Source organism: Teichococcus aestuarii (assembly GCF_003116135.1).
Taxonomy (GTDB): domain Bacteria; phylum Pseudomonadota; class Alphaproteobacteria; order Acetobacterales; family Acetobacteraceae; genus Pseudoroseomonas; species Pseudoroseomonas aestuarii.
Map to the genome: position 1 here is coordinate 209,915 of NZ_PDOA01000006.1, position 15,387 is coordinate 225,301.

Here is a 15,387-nt window from a genome sequence, read left to right on the forward strand (position 1 = left end):
CGGCGGGCCGGGCCTAGCCGGCCCGGCTGCGATGCGCGTGCAGGGCCGGGGCGAAGTCCATCTCGTCGAGCGGGAAGAAGGGGCGTGCCACGGTGAAGGGCAGCTCCTGCACCCGGTAGGAGGTCATGCCGGGCGTGTCGACGGTGATGCACTCGCCCGTCGCCGCGAAGTTCAGCGTGAAGTGGTAGCCGGAGCGGGTGACGACCACGCCCATCCGCGCCGGGTCCACCCCCATGGCGCGGAAATAGTCGGGGTCGAGATAGGAATAGGGCTGGTCGGTCAGCAGCACCTGCACATTGCCCAGGCCGAGCAGGGCATAGGCGCCGAGCCGCGCCTTGTAGCCGGCATCGGCCGGGCCGTCATAGGTGATATGGGCCTCGGTGCCGAGGCCCAGCACCTCGCCGGTCACCTCCAGCGGCGGCGCCACGGTGGAATGGCGGCCGCCGACCGTCAGGGTCACGCGGGCGCCCTGTCCGGCGGCGTGGCAGGCGCGCACCGCCTCGGGGTCGGTCAGCGGCACGACGGAGGGCGGCAACTTCGGCCGGGCCAGCAGGGCGCGCAGGACATGGGTGCTGTCGCCGGGGCCGCCGCCGGCCACGCGGTCGCCCTGGTCGCCCAGGATCAGCGGCCGGGGCGTACCCTGCTCCGCCCGGTCCAGGCAGGAGTCCAGCGAGGGATAGGTGCCGATCAGCGCCCGGCGCTGGTCCCATAGGCTCTGCGCCAGGTCCAGGGCCAGGGCGTCCGGCGCGGCATCGCGGCCGTTGCCATAGGCGAGCACCCACTGCCCCAGCCCCGGCACATCGAGGAACTGCTGCGCGTTGAAGATCGAGACGTCATAGGCGGCGCCGCTCTCCACCGCCGCCCGCGCGCGGGCCTGCAGGCCCTGCAGCGGTTCCTCGTCGGTGCGGTCGTTGCCGAGCGTGAGCATCGGCACATGCACGGCGGAGAGCACCGGGCGCAGCCGGCCCGAGAGGATGTCGAGCGCGGCGCGGGTGGCGCGGCGGCCGGTGGCCCCCTGGTCGCCATGCGGGTTGGTCAGGTAGCCGGCCAGCAGGTCGCAGGTGTCGAGGATCTCGGGCGTGACATGGGCGTGCAGGTCGAAGGCCGCCGTCATCGGCAGGTCCGGGCCGGTGATGGCGCGCAGCGCCGTCATCAGCGCGCCCTCGGGGTCGTGCAGCGTCGGCGTCAGCATGCCGCCATGCAGCGGCAGGACGATGGCGTCGAAATCGCCGCGCCGCGCCGCGTCGCACAGGATGTCGCGCATCTCGGCGAAGACCGCGTCCTCCACCGGGCCGCCGGACTGGGCACGGAACAGCGTCGGCACGATCACCTCGACATCCGCCTCGGCCGCCGCGTCCAGGATGCCGCCGAGCAGCGAGTTGCTGCCCCGCGCGCCGGCGATGGCGGCGGCGCCGGACTGGATGTTGAAGCGCTCCCGCCCCGTCGGCACCGGGTTGAAGCTGTGCGATTCCTGCGCGATGCCGCCTGCCAGGATCCGTCTTCTGCCCATTGCCCGTCTCCGCTTCCTGTCCCGTGCCGGCCGTGCCGCGCGGGAGTTTGTTCTGTCGTGGCAGGACAGCCCGGCAAGGCGGGCCGCGCAAGCGGGGGCGGCCGGGCTGGCCACTATCCTGCCCATCCGGCTGCCAGGGCAGGGTTCTAGTAGGTGGGCGGCGTGATGGCGCTGACGATCTCGCTGACGCCGGGATCGACATTGCGGAAGCTGTGCGGCAGGCGGCTGTCGAAATAATAGGCGTCGCCCTGGCGCAGCACCTGGCTGCGGCCTTCCACCGTCACCTCCACCGCGCCGCGGGTGACGATGCCGGCCTCCTCGGCATTGTGCGTGATCATCAGCTCCGTCTCGGCGCCGGGCGCGTAGCGCTCGGCCAGCATCAGCATGCGGCGGTTGGGATAGTCCATGCCGACCAGCCGGTAGGAAATGCGGTCGGCGCGGCCGATCTCGGCCAGTTCCTCGGCCTTGTAGAAGGGACGGCTCGGCAATCCGCTCTCCAGGTCGGCGAAGAAGGAGGAGAAGGTGGTGCCGAGCGCCGCCAGGATGGCGCCCAGCGTGTCCACCGACGGGCTCATCCGCTCGCGCTCGATCAGCGAGATGGCCGAGTGCGACACCCCCGAGCGCAGCGCCAGCTCCCGCATGCCGAGACCCCGCCGCTGCCGCAGCGCCCGCAGCTTCGCCCCCACCATGGCCATGCCCGTCCCTCCTTTACCTCTGACCGCGGCCAGGGTGGAGCCGGTCAGAATGCTCGACAAGGCCCTTCCACCCGCCCCGAGGAAGCCAGCAGCGGCAGGGGTGCTCCCTTTCCCCGCTGTTCAGTATTCTCATCACCCCGGCCCAGGGCGGCCTTCCGGCGCGGAAACTCTGCCAGACTGCCGGCAAGCGCCGCGACGACGACGCGGTGGAGGCTGACCGCAACCGGAGGAACCAAGAATGAGCCTGAGACGCCGCAACCTGATGCTGGCCGCAGCGTCCCTGCCGCTGGCCGGCGCCACCCTCGCCCGCCCTGCCCTGGCGCAGAGCCGGCGCGCCGCCACGCTGCGCCTGGTGCCCTCCACCGACCTCGTCTCGCTCGACCCGGTCTTCTCCACCGCCCTCGTCGCCGTGCAGCATGGCTACCATGTGTTCGACACGCTCTACGGCGTGGACGCGAAGATGCGCCCGCAGCCGCAGATGGCCGAGGGCGCCTCGGTCAGCGACGACGGCCGCGTCTGGAGCATCCGCCTGCGCGAGGGCTTGCGCTTCCACGACAACACGCCGGTGCGCGCCGCCGACTGCGCCGCCAGCCTGGAGCGCTGGAGCCGGCGGGACACCTTCGGCCGCGCCTATGGCGCCGCGGTGGACCGCTACGACAGCAGCGACGACCGCGTGCTGCGCATCCACCTGAAGCGCCCCTTCCCGCGCCTGCTGGACGCCATCGGCAAGCCGCACTCCTCGCCCGCCTTCATCATGCCGGAGCGGCTGGCCCGCGCGGCGCCGGACCAGCCCGTCACCGAGATGGTCGGCTCCGGCCCCTACCGCTTCCTGGCCGACGAGCTGGATTCCGGCAACCTCGTCGCCTATGCGCGCTTCGACGGCTACAAGCCGCGCGCGGGCGCCCCGGAATGGACCTCCGGCGGCAAGGTGGCGAATTTCGAACGCGTCGAGTGGCGCATCATCGCCGACAAGGCCACCGGCGTCGCGGCGCTGCAGCAGGGGGAGGTGGACTGGGTGGAGAACCTGCCCGCCGACCTTGAGCCGCTGGTGGCGCGCAGCCGGCAGGTGAAGGTGGAGAATGCCGACCCGCTCGGCACCGAGCTGGTGATGCGCTTCAACCACAGCGTGGCACCCTTCAACAACCCGGCGCTGCGCCGCTTCGTCATGGCCGTGGTGCAGCAGCCGGACTACCTGGCCACCGTCACCGGCGGCAACAGTCAGGACTGGCGCGAGTGCAAGGCGATGTTCCCCTGCACCATCCCGGGCGTCGAGGAGCTGGGGCGCGAGGATTTCAGCAGCCTCGCCGGCGACCCGGCCCGCATGGCCGAGGCGCTGAAGCGCACCGGCTATGCCGGCGAGAAGGTGGTCATCATCAACGCCGCCGACAGCGCCGCCATCGCCCCGCTCGGCCTCGTCACCGCCGACCGGCTGCGCCGGGCCGGGCTGAACGTCGACCTGCAGGACATGGACTGGGGCACGCTGCTGCAGCGCCGCCTCTCCAAGGCGCCGGCCGATCAGGGCGGCTGGAGCATCTACCACAGCACCTGGCCCGGCATCGCCATCGCCAACCCGGTGCTGAACACCACCATCCGCGGCGAGGGCGCCGCCGGCTGGCCCGGCTGGTACGAGAGCGCGGAGATGGAGCGGCTGACCGCCGAATGGCTCTCGGCCACCGCCGATGCCGAGCGGGAGCGCCTGATGCGCGAGGCCCACGCCCTGGCGCTCCGCGACGTGCCGAGCCTGCCGCTCGGCATCTACTTCCCCAAGACCGCCTACCGCGCCGACCTGCAGGGCGTGCTGGGCGGCTCCGTCCGCTACCCCTGGAATGTCCGCCGCGTCTGACCCGCGCCGCGCACCGCCCACAACCGGAACACTGGCATGCCCTTCCCCGATGATTCGCTGACCTACCTCAAGGCGGCGCGGCGCAACTCCTTCCAGGACAATGACGCGCTGGCCGGCACGGTGAAGGCCGTGCTGGAGGATGTCCGCGCCCGTGGCGACGCGGCGGTGCGCGACTACGGCCGTGCCTTCGACAAGTCCGACCTCGAGCGCTTCGAGGTCAGCGCCGCCGAGCGCGCCGAGACCGTGGCGCGCATGGACGGCGCCGCGCGCGAGGATGCCGAGTTCGCCATCGCCCGCGTGCGGGACTTCGCCGAGCGCCAGCGCGCCACCATGCTGCCGCTGGAGGCCGAGGTGCTGCCGGGGCTGCATCTCGGCCACCGCGTCATCCCCATCGCGCGGGTGGGCGCCTATGTGCCGGGCGGGCGCTACCCGCTGCTCTCGGCGCCGGTGATGACCATCGTGCCGGCGCGCGTGGCGGGCTGCGACGAGGTGGTGGCCTGCCTGCCGCCCACCGCGCACCCGGACATGGTGGCGGTCTGCCACCTCTCGGGGGCCGACCGCATCTTCCGCATCGGCGGCGCGCAGGCGATCGCGGCGATGGCCTATGGCACCGAGAGCGTGCCGGCGGTGGACAAGATCTTCGGCCCCGGCAACGCCTATGTGAACGAGGCGAAGCGGCAGGTCTTCGGCACGGTGGGCATCGACCAGCTCGCCGGGCCCAGCGAGATTTACGTGGTGGCCGACGAGACGGGCGACCCGCGCATGATCGCGACCGACCTGCTGGCCCAGGCGGAGCACGACGTGATGACGCGCGTCGGCCTGATCACCACCGACCGCGCCCTGGCCGAGGCCACCATCGCCGAGGTGGAGCGCCAGCTGGCCGATCTCTCCACCGCGGGCGTCGCCGGCCAGGCCTGGCGCGACTATGGCGAGGTGGTGCTCTGCGCCGACACGGCGGCGATGCTCGCCTGCTCCGACCGCATCGCCGCCGAGCACCTGCAGGTGCACACGCGCGACCCGCACGCCACGGCGCGGCAGCTGCGCAACTACGGCTCGCTGTTCATCGGGCCGCTGGCCAGCGTGGTCTATTCCGACAAGTGCTGCGGCACCAACCACACCCTGCCGACGCTGGGGGCCGGCCGCTACACCGGCGGGCTGTGGGTCGGTTCCTACCTCAAGGTGTGCACCCACCAGTGGCTGGAGCCGCAGGGCGTCGCGGCGGTGGCCCCGCCGGCCATCCGCCAGAGCGCGCGCGAGGGGCTGGAAGGCCACCGCCGCGCCGCCGCCTTCCGCACGGAGCGGAACAGCGTGACGGCCTGATGCGGCGCCAGGGCGCGGTCAGGGCACCGCGCCCGCCTGCGCGACCGCGAGGAAGCGCTCCAGGGTCGGGGAGGTGTCGCCGCCTCGCCAAACGATCCCGGTCTCCAGGCAGGGCGCCGGCCCTGCCAGGTCCACATAGCGCACCCCCGCCCGCGCCAGGTTGCGCAGCGAGGCCGGCACCATGGCGACCCCCATGCCGGCCGAGACGAGGCTGATGATCGTCTGCATCTGGATCGCCTCCTGCACCACATGGGCACCGCCCACATGCGCGGCGAAATAGCCGGTCACGAGATCATGGAAGGCCGGCGCCGAGCGGCGCGGGAAGATGATCAGGGGAAGCCCGGCCAGCGCCTCCGGCGGCAGGCGCCCGGCGGCGAGGGAGAGGCGCCCCTCCCGCAGCCAGCTCTCGGGCAGGGCCATGACCAGCGGCTCCGACACCAGCGGCCGGTAGCGCAGCGCCTCCGGCAGCGCCATGCCGGATGGCGGGATGATCAGGCCCGCATGCTGCCGCCCGGCCAGGAGGGCGGCGATCTGGACGTCGCTGGTCGCCTCCGTCAGCACGATCTCGACGCCGGGGCAGAGCTGCGCGTAGCGGCGGACCAGGTCGGGGAGGATGCTGTAATCCGCCGTGCTGATGAAGGAGAGCTCCAGCCGCCCCGCCTCGCCCTCGCGCAGGCGCCGGGCGATCTCCGGCAGCGCGTTCATCCGCTCGAGCGCGGCCCGCGCATGGGGCAGCCATGCCGCGCCGAACGGCGTGAGGGAGACGGTGCGTTTCGTGCGGGTGAACAGCGCTGCCCCCAGCGCTTGCTCCAGCGACAGGATGGACTGGCTGAGCGGCGGCTGCGTCATGCCGAGGCGCTCGGCCGCGCGGCCGAAATGCAGGGTCTCCGCCACGGCCATGAAATGCCGGAGTTGCCGGACGTCCATCGGTGATACGCCTTGCGACCTAATCGGGCCCCTAAAATATATTTCACAGTCTGAACGCGGCAAGCTACCGCTGCGCCGCTCAACAGATTCGGGGTTCCCATGCCGGCCTATCGCTCCCGCACCAGCACCCATGGCCGCAACATGGCGGGGGCGCGCGGCCTCTGGCGCGCGACCGGCATGAAGGACAGCGATTTCGGCAAGCCCATCATCGCCATCGCCAACTCCTTCACCCAGTTCGTGCCCGGCCATGTGCACCTGAAGGACCTCGGCCAGCTGGTGGCGCGGGAGATCGAGGCCGCCGGCGGCGTGGCGAAGGAATTCAACACCATCGCGGTCGATGACGGCATCGCCATGGGCCATGGCGGCATGCTCTACAGCCTGCCCTCGCGCGAGCTGATCGCGGATTCCGTCGAGTACATGGTCAACGCGCACTGCGCCGACGCGCTGGTCTGCATCTCCAACTGCGACAAGATCACGCCCGGCATGCTGATGGCGGCGATGCGCCTGAACATCCCGGTGGTCTTCGTCTCCGGCGGCCCGATGGAGGCGGGCAAGGTCGTCCATCGCGGCGTCCGGCGCTCGGTCGACCTGGTCGATGCGATGATCGCCGCCGCCGACAGCGACATCACCGATGCCGAGGTGGCGGTGATCGAGCGCTCGGCCTGCCCCACCTGCGGCTCCTGCTCGGGCATGTTTACCGCCAACTCCATGAACTGCCTGACCGAGGCGCTGGGCCTGGCGCTGCCCGGCAACGGTACGGTGGTGGCCACGCATTCGGACCGGCGCGCGCTGTTCCTGGAGGCCGGGCGGCTGATCGTCGACCTCGCCCGCCGCTACTACGAGCAGGAGGACGCTGCCGCCCTGCCCCGCAACATCGCGACCTTCGCCGCCTTCGAGAACGCGATGACGCTGGATATCGCCATGGGTGGCTCCACCAACACCGTGCTGCACCTGCTCGCGGCGGCGCAGGAAGGCGGCATCGGCTTCACCATGCGCGACATCGACCGCCTCTCGCGCCGCGTGCCGGTGCTGTGCAAGGTGGCGCCGGCGGTGGCCAATGTGCATGTCGAGGATGTGCACCGCGCCGGCGGCATCATGGGCATCCTGGGCGAGCTGGACCGCGCCGGGCTGATCTCCCGCGATGTCGGCACGGTGCACGCCGCGACCATGGGCGAGGCCCTCGCGCGGTGGGACCTGAAGCGCACGGAGAGCCGCGGCGTGCGGGAGTTCTTCTGCGCGGCCCCCGGCGGCATCCCGACCACCGAGGCCTTCAGCCAGTCCGCCCGCTGGGATGCGCCGGACCTCGACCGCGCGGCGGGGGTGATCCGCGACGCGGAGCATGCCTTCTCCCGCGATGGCGGCCTCGCCGTGCTCTACGGCAACCTCGCGGAGGATGGCTGCATCGTGAAGACGGCGGGCGTCGATGCCTCGATCCTGGTCTTCGACGGGCCGGCGCGGATCTTCGAGAGCCAGGACGCCGCGGTGGAGGGAATCCTGGGCGGCCGTATCGTGCCGGGCGACGTGGTGCTGATCCGCTACGAGGGGCCGAAGGGCGGGCCGGGGATGCAGGAGATGCTGTACCCGACCAGCTACCTGAAGTCGAAGGGGCTGGGGAAGGCCTGCGCCCTGGTCACCGATGGCCGCTTCTCCGGCGGCTCCTCCGGCCTGTCGATCGGCCACGTGTCGCCCGAGGCGGCGGAGGGCGGGCTGATCGGCCTGGTGCAGGATGGCGACCGGATCGAGATCGACATCCCGAACCGCTCCATCCGCCTGGCCGTGCCCCAGGAGGAACTGGAACAACGCCGCGCGGCCATGGAGGCGCGGGGGACCCAGGCCTGGCAGCCGGTGAACCGGGACCGGCCGGTCTCCGCTGCGCTGCGGGCCTATGCGGCGCTGACCACAAGCGCCGCCCGTGGCGCGGTGCGCGACGTGGAGCAGCAGAGGCGGCGATGATCCGCCACTCCGGCACCACGGCACCGGCGGTGTTGTCATCCCCGCATGCTCGGACAGGGTCATGTCGTTGACGTGGCACCGGTGAACCGTGAGGGGACGGCCTCCGAGCGCGCTGTATGGGTGGCCTCGTCGGGTGGGTGAACCAGGCCGGAAATGCGTGGAGGACAGCCTGGGAATCCGGGCCGGAGGCGAGCGTCGTCACGCCTGAAGATCCGGACGAAGGCTTCCGCCCTGCTGTTGCTCTGCGGGCTCTGGGCGGTGTGATCCGCGAGACGTCGCGAGCGATGCCGCAGTTCCCGTGACCGCCGGAGCATTCGGCCATGTCCGGCGGGGCTGATGTGGCCGGACCGGCGCTTGGCCGCCTCCACCATCAGGTTGCGGACATGCTCCGGGGTCGATGCCGCCGGCAGGGTAGGCAAAGGGGGACGGCTTCCCGGCCGCGGCAGCCGAGGGTGAACGCCACCCGGACCCGCTCGCCGCGGTCGCAGGCGGCGTCGGACTCGTCCAGGCATCCTCGGGGGCTGGGGGCCTTGGCGGCGGGCTTCGCCGGGGGCCATCCGGCGGCAGCACGAATCCATGCGGCAGCAGGCCTCCTTGCGGTCCGGTCGGCTGGAAGGCTTCCTCGATGAAGCCCGCCTCCAGCCTGCTGTGAAGCGGCGCTTCACACCCTTGCAAGCCCGGAGCTTCTGCCCGGCACTGTCGCGGTCGCGGCCAGCTATGATTTGTACGCGCGCCGGGTCGGCCGGCATAGGCGTAAGCCTGCACCCTCGGCGGCTATGTCCGATGCCCCGCCGGAACAGGGGCCATTCCAGGCGCTGCTTCCGCCATCGGCGGAGCATGGGAATGAGCGATTGACATGCATCAATGCTGCTTGAGCATCATTGAATGCATCTAGGCGTAAGCGTCCTGTAGGCTGCTCCGCGGAACCCGGCCGACGATGAGGCAACGGTAACGGTCAGGTCTGGTCCGACTGGCAGATTGCGCCGCTGCCAAGATCAGCCTGCTTCCGTGTGCGTGCCCACCTCGCAGAAGGGCCGTGCACAGGAGCCGCGTCAATCCCGAGGAGAAGATACCGTGGCTATCACGACAATTGCGCTCCATGTCGAACCCGGCGCTTCGGAAACAGTGGACGCATGCCTTGCGCTGCCGATGTCGATCGCCGAGGCCCACGCCGCGCATGTGACCGCACTCGTGTTCGGAGCAGGCGCGTTTCGCGACGCATCCGGCGCGGACACGACCTTCCTGACTGATCAGGACCTCATTTCCCGCGAGGAGAGGGTGGCCGCGCATGTCCAGAAGGTTCTGGAGTCGCGGGGAATCCGGTTTGAGGTGCGTGGCCGCAGCAACTTCGCCTACGGGGTCGGTGAAGTCCTTGCTGACCAGATGCGGGTCAGCGACCTTGGAATCGCGTCGTTCGGCCCGGGCGTCGATATCGGTAAGCGCTTCGTGGTGTCCGGCGGAATCTTCTTGTCCGGGCGGCCGCTGCTGCTCGTGCCGCCCGGCCACGCCGCTTCCTCCTACCCCTCGCGCGTCATCCTGTCCTGGGATGCTTCCCCTGCGGCGGTTCGCTCGGTCCATGGAGCGCTCCCGTTCATCAAGCGCGCGGAAGAGGTGACCGTTGTGAGCGTCACGGATGACAAGGAGTTCCGGCCCGGCCAGTCTGGGGTCGAGTTGGTGCATCTGCTGGCGCGTCACGGTGCGCACGCAACCTTCCGCCCCGTCCAACGAGGCCGCCGCGGCGTGGTTCACGCTGTCATGGATGTTGCACGCGAGATCCAGGCCGACATGTTGGTGATGGGGGCCGTTCGCCACGCTTCTCTGCACAATCTGGTGTTCGGCAGCGCGACGATGGATCTGCTCGACCAGGGCCCCGCACTGCCCACGCTGATGGCAGCGTAGGATTGTCGGCCGGCCGATCCACTGGCTTGGTCCGCCCGGCCGCTCTGGGCCGAGCGGAGGCCAGAAACCGGGCGGCCGCGTTGATTTCTCCAATGCCATGAACAACGGCAGGATGCCTGCCGACAGGCGCCCGGCCCATCGTCATCGCCTGCAGATCATGAAAGGCCGGGCGTCAAATTCCTCGGGCTGCCACACTCGCCGGGCCCTCCACGCCGGAGGCGCATATGGCCGGCCGTGGCGGCTCCTCCGGATCGAGTTGCATGAACGGTCCGCAGGGGCCGGCGGCCGCTTGAAGCGCCCCCCATCCAAAATCGAAGTACCAGCCGTGCAGCATGAGATTCCTCTGCGCCACACGCTCGGCAACAAAGGGATAGGCCGCGAGGTTCCGTAGGCTTGCCAGGATTGCCGCCTGCTCAGCCTGGCGCGCGACAGAAGCATGGTCGGCCTCGGTGACCAGACCCTCCATCTCCTCGCGCACCGTCCGTACCACATCGACCCAGTCCGAGACGTACTCGAAGCGCCCGGCCCCGTGATCATGTTCCAGCAGGCAGCGTATGCCGGCGCAGAAGGAATGGCCCAGCACCACGACATGGCGCACGCCGAGCGCCCTGACGCCGAACTCGATGGCTGCGGCGGTGCCATGGGGCTGGCGGTCCGGCGTCGGCGGTGGCACCAGGGCGGCGACATTGCGCACCACGAACAGGTCCCCGGGGCGCGCGCCGCAGATGATCGCAGGGTCGGTGCGGCTGTCCGAGCAGGCGATGACCATCACTTCCGGATGCTGGCCTTCCAGCAGGCGGCTGTAGAGTTCCTCATCCGCCTCGAAATGCTGGTGCCGGAACCGGTTGAAGCCGCTCACCAGGCGACGCAACGCCGCATGGCCGGCGGGTGAGGCGCAGGCGGCGCTGCCCGGCGCCGGGCCGCCGGCGGAAGGAGGCAATGCCCGGCCGGGCTGGCTGCAATCGCAGGCGTCGGTCCAGTGGCTGCTCCGTGCCATGACGATGCCGCTCCTAGGCCGGGGCAACGGCAGGCAGGCCCGGTGCCCGGCAGGCCTCGGCCGCCTGCGCCAGCACGAAATCCGCCAGCGCGCCGATGTCGGACGAGGGGAGGAAGGGCACGGGCGCTGCCACCGGCGCACTGCCGGTGACGGCGCAAACCGAGGGGTCGTCCATTGCCTGCAGACGCCGGTCCTGCCCCGCCCGCACGGCCTCCAGCTTGGGGTAGGGCGAGAGCCGGAAGCCTTCCAGCAGCACCACGTCCACCGGCAGCAGCCGCGCCAGCAGGGCATCGACATCCGGCTCCGCCTCCATCGCCGGCAATTCGCGCATCAGGATCTGGCGCGTGCCGCTGGCCAGGATGATCTCCTGCGCGCCGGCCTCGCGCTGCGCCCAGCTGCCCGTGCCCGGCCTGTCGAGGTCGACATCGTCCGGCACGTGCTTGATGGTGGAGACCCGCAGCCCCCGCGCCGACAGCTCGGCGACAAGGTTGCGCGCCAGCCCTGCCTTGGCAGCGCAGCCGCCGATGATCCCGAAGACTTTCATGGCGAGGGTATCTCCAGTGTTGAAGCCGCCGCCCGGGCGGCCACCCGTGGCAGTTCCCCTCGGTGGACGGCCATGCCCAGCTCAAGGCTGCGGGCGATCCGGTGCGCGCGCTCCATCAGGTAGGCCGCCGCCGCAGGTCCGCAGACCGCCTCCGCCGTCTGCCCGAAGAGCGACAGCCATTGGGCGAAATGTTCCGGCCGCAACTCCATCGCCGCATGCGCGGCCATGGGCTGGCCGTGGTAGCGCCCGCTCATCAGCGCCACGGAGGACCAGAAATCGCGCAGCCGGGCGATATGGGCTTCCCAGTCCGTGACCCCGGCAAAGAGCGGGCCGAGCAGCCTGTCACGCCGCGCCTCGGCGTAGAAGGCGCGGAGCAGCCGCTCCAGCATGGCCTCGTCCAGCCCTGCCGGGCATGGCGCCGGAGGGGCTGCCGCCATCCGGCGAGCGATCAGGGCGGCGGCGCGGGTTGCGCGGCCTTCCGGCCCGTGCGTCGGGCCGCTCATGCCAGCGCCTCCCCTTCCGCGCCGAAGGGCAGCACGTCCAGCGCATCCCCCGGCCGGAGCTCCTGCAGCCCGGCCTCCAGGAAGGCCAGGCCGGACGCGCCCAGCAGGGGCGACAGCCGGCCGGAGCCGTCCGGCCCCGTGCGCGCCGCCTCCAGCACGCCGTCGCGGCTGTGCAGGCGGACGGGCAGGAACTCGGCGCGCCCCGGCCTGCGGCGCAGGGCGAAGCCGGCGCGCGACACCACGGGGCGGGGCGCCGGCGCCCCCGCCATGCGGGCCAGCAGCGGGCGGAGGAAAGCCAGCGCGCCGGCCAGGGCCGCCTGCGGGTTGCCCGGCAGGCCGAGGAAGAGGGCACCGCCGATCCGCCCCGCCGCCAGCGGCTTGCCCGGCTTCATGGCCACCTTCAGCACCGCCAGCTCGCCGCCCAGCGCCCGCAGCGCCTCGCGGACATGGTCCTCGTCGCCCACCGAGATGCCGGCGGTGGTCAGCACGAGGTCGGCCTTGCCCGCGGCCTCGCGCAAGGCATCGCGCATGGCGCCGGCCTCGTCGGCCACGGCCGGGCGGCTTTGCACCGCCACGCCCCAGCTCCGCAGCAGCGCGCGGAGCATGGGCGTGTTGGAATCATGGATCTGCCCGGGCGCCAGGGGCTGGCCTGTCCCGCGCAGTTCCCGCCCGCTCGAGAGCAGCACCAGCCGGGGATGGCGCCGCACCGGGACAGCCTCCACGCCCTGCGCGGCCAGCAGGGTGACGTGCCGCCAGTCCAGCCGCGTGCCAGGATGGATGAGCACCTCGCCCGCGCGGATGTCCTCGGCGCGGCGCCGCAGGTTCGTGCCGGGTGCCGGCAGCCCGGCCAGCTGGATGAAGCCCTCCCGCAGGACGACATGCTCCTGCGCGATCACCGCGTCCGCCCCCTCCGGCAGCGGCGCGCCGGTGAGGATGCGGTGGGCCGTGGCGGGCGCCAGCCATCCCGGCGCCTCGCCCGCCGCCGTCCGGCCGGCGACGGGCAGCCAGGCGCCCGGCAGGGCCGCGCCCATGGCGATGGCGTAGCCATCCATCGCCGACTGGTCGAAGCGGGGCAGGTCCAGCCGGGCCTGCAGGGGGGCGGCGGCGATGCGGCCGCAGCACGCCTCCAGCGGCACCGTCTCGGCGGGCAGAGACGCCTCCGCCAGGGCCAGGACGCGCGCCCGCGCCTCCTCGAACGGCATGCCGCCCCCGGGACAGGTGAGGTCAGCGCGGGCGAAGCCGGGGGTGATGGCGTTCATGCCGGCACCCGCGTGATGCGGACGCGCACCGGATCTGGGAAGGCCTGGCGCAGCAGGCGCTCCACCGCGGCGGCGGCGGGCTGCGGGGAGGCGGCCATGGCGCTCATCAGGTCCAGCCAGACCTCCTCGCCGCCATGCTCCACCAGGTGCCGGACCCTCTCTGCCAGCAGCGGCCCGGCCGCCACGCCTTCCGCCCGCGCCGCCTGCCCGACGCGCTCCCGCAGCGCGGAGGGGCCGACGATGGCGAGGAACGCCTCGGCCCGGCCGGGATCGGTCAGGCCCTCGAGAATTGCGCCGAGCATGGCGGCCCCTTTCCTCACTGCACCAGCGGCGTCGCCGCGCCCGGCATGTCGAAGCCCTCGATCCGGGCCTGCCCGGCCAGCAGGGCGACATACTGCGCGACGGCGCGGCGCCAGGAATGTTCCTCCAGGTAGCGCGCGATCGTCGCGCGCACCTGCGCGAAGGGCAGCGCCTGTCCCTCCACCTTCCGCTCCAGCCGCAGCACATGCACGCCGTAGCGGGTGCAGACTGGCGCGGCGCAGGTCTCGCCCGGCCGCAGGGCCAGCAGCGCGGCCTCGAATTCCGGCGTGGTCTCGCCGCGCGCGACCTGCCCCAGCCGGCCGCCCTCGGCGGCGGAGGGGCAGTCCGACAGGGCGCGGGCCAGGGCCTCGAAGCGCTCCGGGTGGCCTGCCACCTCGGCCAGCACCGCGCGCGCCCGCGCCTCCGCCACGGCATGGGCGGCGGCATCACCGCGCGCGGCCTTGAACAGGATGTGCACCGGCTCGAACAGGTCGGGGGCGCGGAAACGGGCGGGGTTGGCCTGGTAGTAGCGGCGGCAGGCCGCCTCATCGGCCTGCGGCGTGCGGATCTCGGCCTGGAGGAGGGCCTGGATCAGCCGCTCCTCCTCCGTCTCGCGCGGGCCCTCGCCCGGCTGGGGCGCGGCGACCACGCCCAGGGCCCGGGCGCGCTGCGCCAGCAGCGCACGGACGACCAGCGCCCGCGTGGCGGCATCCCAGGCCTGCCGGGCGCTCTCCCCGGCATGGTGCTGCACCTCCTGGGCGATGGCGGCATGCGCGATGACATGGCCATTGACGGCGACGGCAGGCGGCGGCGCCGCCGCCGCCTCGCGGAGGGTGACGCGGCGCATGGCTCAGTTCCCCCCGGCCGGCAGGGCAGGCGCCTCGGCCACGGGCTTCCGCCCGGTGCTGCCGGCCACGGCCGGCGTGGCATCGGCCATGGCGCGAGCCACCGGGCGCCGCGTGCGGACGACCTGGTAGCCGGTGCGGCCCAGATACCAGACGGGCGCACTCCAGACGTGCACCAGCCGGGTGAAGGGGAACACGACGAACAGCGTCATGCCGAGGAACAGGTGCAGCTTGAAGATCAGGCTGACATCCGCGACTTCCGCCGCCACGCCGGGCTGCAGCGTCACGATGCCCTGCGCCCAGGTCATGAACTTTACCATCTCATGCCCGTCCATATGCTGGGCGGAGACGGGAATGGTGAGCAGGCCGAGCGTCAGCTGCGCCCAGAGCAGCAGCAGGATGGCGGTGTCGCTGGTGCTGGAGGTGGCGCGGATGCGCGGGTCCAGCAGCCGCCGGTGCGCCAGCAGCGCGATGCCTATCCAGCAGGCGATGCCGGCGATGCCGCCCACCAGCATCGCCATGCCCTGCTTGAAGCCGTGGCCAATGCCGAGCGCGTCGAACACCGCCACGGGCGTCAGCAGCCCCACCAGATGGCCGCCGAAGATGACGAGGATGCCGAGGTGGAAGAGGTTGGAGCCGAGCCGCAGCTGCTTCCGGCGCAGCAGCTGGCTGGAGCCGGCGCGCCAGGTGTACTGCCCATGGTCGAAGCGCAGCAGGCTGCCCAGCAGGAAGACCGCCAGCGCGACATAGGGATACCAGCCGAACAGGGCGTTGTTGATCCAGTTGCCCATG

14 protein-coding genes are annotated in these 15,387 nt (G+C 72.0%); 4 read left to right on the forward strand and 10 right to left on the reverse strand.

Features of this window, described 5'->3' with window-relative positions:
• Nucleotides 1-13: 13 nt before the first annotated feature.
• Both CR165_RS11700 and CR165_RS11705 read right to left on the reverse strand, forming a co-directional pair.
• The gene (locus tag CR165_RS11700) at nucleotides 14-1,510 is read right to left on the reverse strand and encodes a M81 family metallopeptidase (RefSeq protein ID WP_109517165.1); all 1,497 of its coding nucleotides are present in this window, start codon (nucleotides 1,508-1,510) and stop codon (nucleotides 14-16) included.
• A gap of 146 nt (nucleotides 1,511-1,656) precedes the next feature.
• Nucleotides 1,657-2,205, reverse strand: a complete 549-nt coding sequence (locus tag CR165_RS11705) for a cupin domain-containing protein (protein ID WP_109517166.1) — start codon at nucleotides 2,203-2,205, stop codon at nucleotides 1,657-1,659.
• Between the two features lie 238 nt (nucleotides 2,206-2,443).
• Between CR165_RS11705 and CR165_RS11710 the strand changes: the two genes are divergently transcribed.
• Complete coding sequence (locus CR165_RS11710) at nucleotides 2,444-4,048, forward strand: ABC transporter substrate-binding protein (RefSeq protein WP_245906357.1); 1,605 nt, start codon at nucleotides 2,444-2,446, stop codon at nucleotides 4,046-4,048.
• A 36-nt stretch (nucleotides 4,049-4,084) separates the two neighbouring features.
• Nucleotides 4,085-5,368, forward strand: coding sequence for a histidinol dehydrogenase (hisD, locus tag CR165_RS11715; RefSeq protein WP_109517167.1), 1,284 nt, complete (start codon nucleotides 4,085-4,087; stop codon nucleotides 5,366-5,368).
• Between the two features lie 18 nt (nucleotides 5,369-5,386).
• On the opposite strand, the gene CR165_RS11720 is transcribed toward hisD, so the two are convergent.
• Nucleotides 5,387-6,295, reverse strand: a complete 909-nt coding sequence (locus CR165_RS11720) for a LysR family transcriptional regulator (protein ID WP_109517168.1) — start codon at nucleotides 6,293-6,295, stop codon at nucleotides 5,387-5,389.
• A 99-nt stretch (nucleotides 6,296-6,394) separates the two neighbouring features.
• On the opposite strand from CR165_RS11720, the gene ilvD reads away from it, so the two are divergent.
• The gene (gene ilvD / locus CR165_RS11725; protein WP_109517169.1) at nucleotides 6,395-8,248 is read left to right on the forward strand and encodes a dihydroxy-acid dehydratase; all 1,854 of its coding nucleotides are present in this window, start codon (nucleotides 6,395-6,397) and stop codon (nucleotides 8,246-8,248) included.
• A gap of 1,074 nt (nucleotides 8,249-9,322) precedes the next feature.
• Nucleotides 9,323-10,147, forward strand: coding sequence for a universal stress protein (locus CR165_RS11730; protein WP_146201888.1), 825 nt, complete (start codon nucleotides 9,323-9,325; stop codon nucleotides 10,145-10,147).
• A gap of 172 nt (nucleotides 10,148-10,319) precedes the next feature.
• Here CR165_RS11730 and CR165_RS11735 read toward each other — a convergent pair whose 3' ends face one another.
• The 7 genes from CR165_RS11735 to narI all read right to left on the reverse strand — a co-directional run bounded on the left by CR165_RS11735 (nucleotide 10,320) and on the right by narI (nucleotide 15,386).
• Entirely contained in the window at nucleotides 10,320-11,006 is a 687-nt protein-coding gene (locus CR165_RS11735) for a carbonic anhydrase (protein WP_181378119.1), read from the reverse strand.
• A gap of 151 nt (nucleotides 11,007-11,157) precedes the next feature.
• Nucleotides 11,158-11,688 carry a molybdopterin-guanine dinucleotide biosynthesis protein B gene (mobB, locus tag CR165_RS11740; RefSeq protein ID WP_109517172.1) on the reverse strand — a complete coding sequence of 177 codons (531 nt, stop codon included), beginning with the start codon at nucleotides 11,686-11,688 and terminating at the stop codon, nucleotides 11,158-11,160.
• Nucleotides 11,685-12,191, reverse strand: coding sequence for a group III truncated hemoglobin (locus tag CR165_RS11745; RefSeq protein WP_245906359.1), 507 nt, complete (start codon nucleotides 12,189-12,191; stop codon nucleotides 11,685-11,687). Before CR165_RS11745 ends, mobB begins: the two co-directional genes overlap by 4 nt.
• Nucleotides 12,188-13,450 carry a molybdopterin molybdotransferase MoeA gene (locus tag CR165_RS11750; RefSeq protein ID WP_181378120.1) on the reverse strand — a complete coding sequence of 421 codons (1,263 nt, stop codon included), beginning with the start codon at nucleotides 13,448-13,450 and terminating at the stop codon, nucleotides 12,188-12,190. The genes CR165_RS11745 and CR165_RS11750 overlap by 4 nt, the downstream gene beginning before the upstream one ends.
• The gene (locus tag CR165_RS25020) at nucleotides 13,447-13,752 is read right to left on the reverse strand and encodes a hypothetical protein (protein ID WP_181378121.1); all 306 of its coding nucleotides are present in this window, start codon (nucleotides 13,750-13,752) and stop codon (nucleotides 13,447-13,449) included. Before CR165_RS25020 ends, CR165_RS11750 begins: the two co-directional genes overlap by 4 nt.
• Nucleotides 13,753-13,766: 14 nt before the next feature.
• Nucleotides 13,767-14,597 (reverse strand): peptidylprolyl isomerase, encoded by an 831-nt coding sequence (locus CR165_RS11755; protein WP_109517174.1) that lies wholly within the window; start codon nucleotides 14,595-14,597, stop codon nucleotides 13,767-13,769.
• A 3-nt stretch (nucleotides 14,598-14,600) separates the two neighbouring features.
• Nucleotides 14,601-15,386, reverse strand: a complete 786-nt coding sequence (gene narI / locus CR165_RS11760; RefSeq protein ID WP_109517175.1) for a respiratory nitrate reductase subunit gamma — start codon at nucleotides 15,384-15,386, stop codon at nucleotides 14,601-14,603.
• Nucleotide 15,387 lies beyond the last annotated feature (1 nt).

Excerpts from the sequence above, each read along its gene's own strand:
- CR165_RS11700 (WP_109517165.1), bottom strand. The coding sequence starts at position 1,510 with ATGGGCAGAAGACGGATCCTGGCAGGCGGCATCGCGCAGGAATCGCAC.
- CR165_RS11705 (WP_109517166.1), bottom strand. The coding sequence starts at position 2,205 with ATGGCCATGGTGGGGGCGAAGCTGCGGGCGCTGCGGCAGCGGCGGGGT.
- CR165_RS11710 (WP_245906357.1), top strand. The coding sequence starts at position 2,444 with ATGAGCCTGAGACGCCGCAACCTGATGCTGGCCGCAGCGTCCCTGCCG.
- hisD (WP_109517167.1), top strand. The coding sequence starts at position 4,085 with ATGCCCTTCCCCGATGATTCGCTGACCTACCTCAAGGCGGCGCGGCGC.
- CR165_RS11720 (WP_109517168.1), bottom strand. The coding sequence starts at position 6,295 with ATGGACGTCCGGCAACTCCGGCATTTCATGGCCGTGGCGGAGACCCTG.
- ilvD (WP_109517169.1), top strand. The coding sequence starts at position 6,395 with ATGCCGGCCTATCGCTCCCGCACCAGCACCCATGGCCGCAACATGGCG.
- mobB (WP_109517172.1), bottom strand. The coding sequence starts at position 11,688 with ATGAAAGTCTTCGGGATCATCGGCGGCTGCGCTGCCAAGGCAGGGCTG.
- CR165_RS11745 (WP_245906359.1), bottom strand. The coding sequence starts at position 12,191 with ATGAGCGGCCCGACGCACGGGCCGGAAGGCCGCGCAACCCGCGCCGCC.
- CR165_RS11750 (WP_181378120.1), bottom strand. The coding sequence starts at position 13,450 with ATGAACGCCATCACCCCCGGCTTCGCCCGCGCTGACCTCACCTGTCCC.
- CR165_RS25020 (WP_181378121.1), bottom strand. The coding sequence starts at position 13,752 with ATGCTCGGCGCAATTCTCGAGGGCCTGACCGATCCCGGCCGGGCCGAG.
- CR165_RS11755 (WP_109517174.1), bottom strand. The coding sequence starts at position 14,597 with ATGCGCCGCGTCACCCTCCGCGAGGCGGCGGCGGCGCCGCCGCCTGCC.
- narI (WP_109517175.1), bottom strand. The coding sequence starts at position 15,386 with ATGGGCAACTGGATCAACAACGCCCTGTTCGGCTGGTATCCCTATGTC.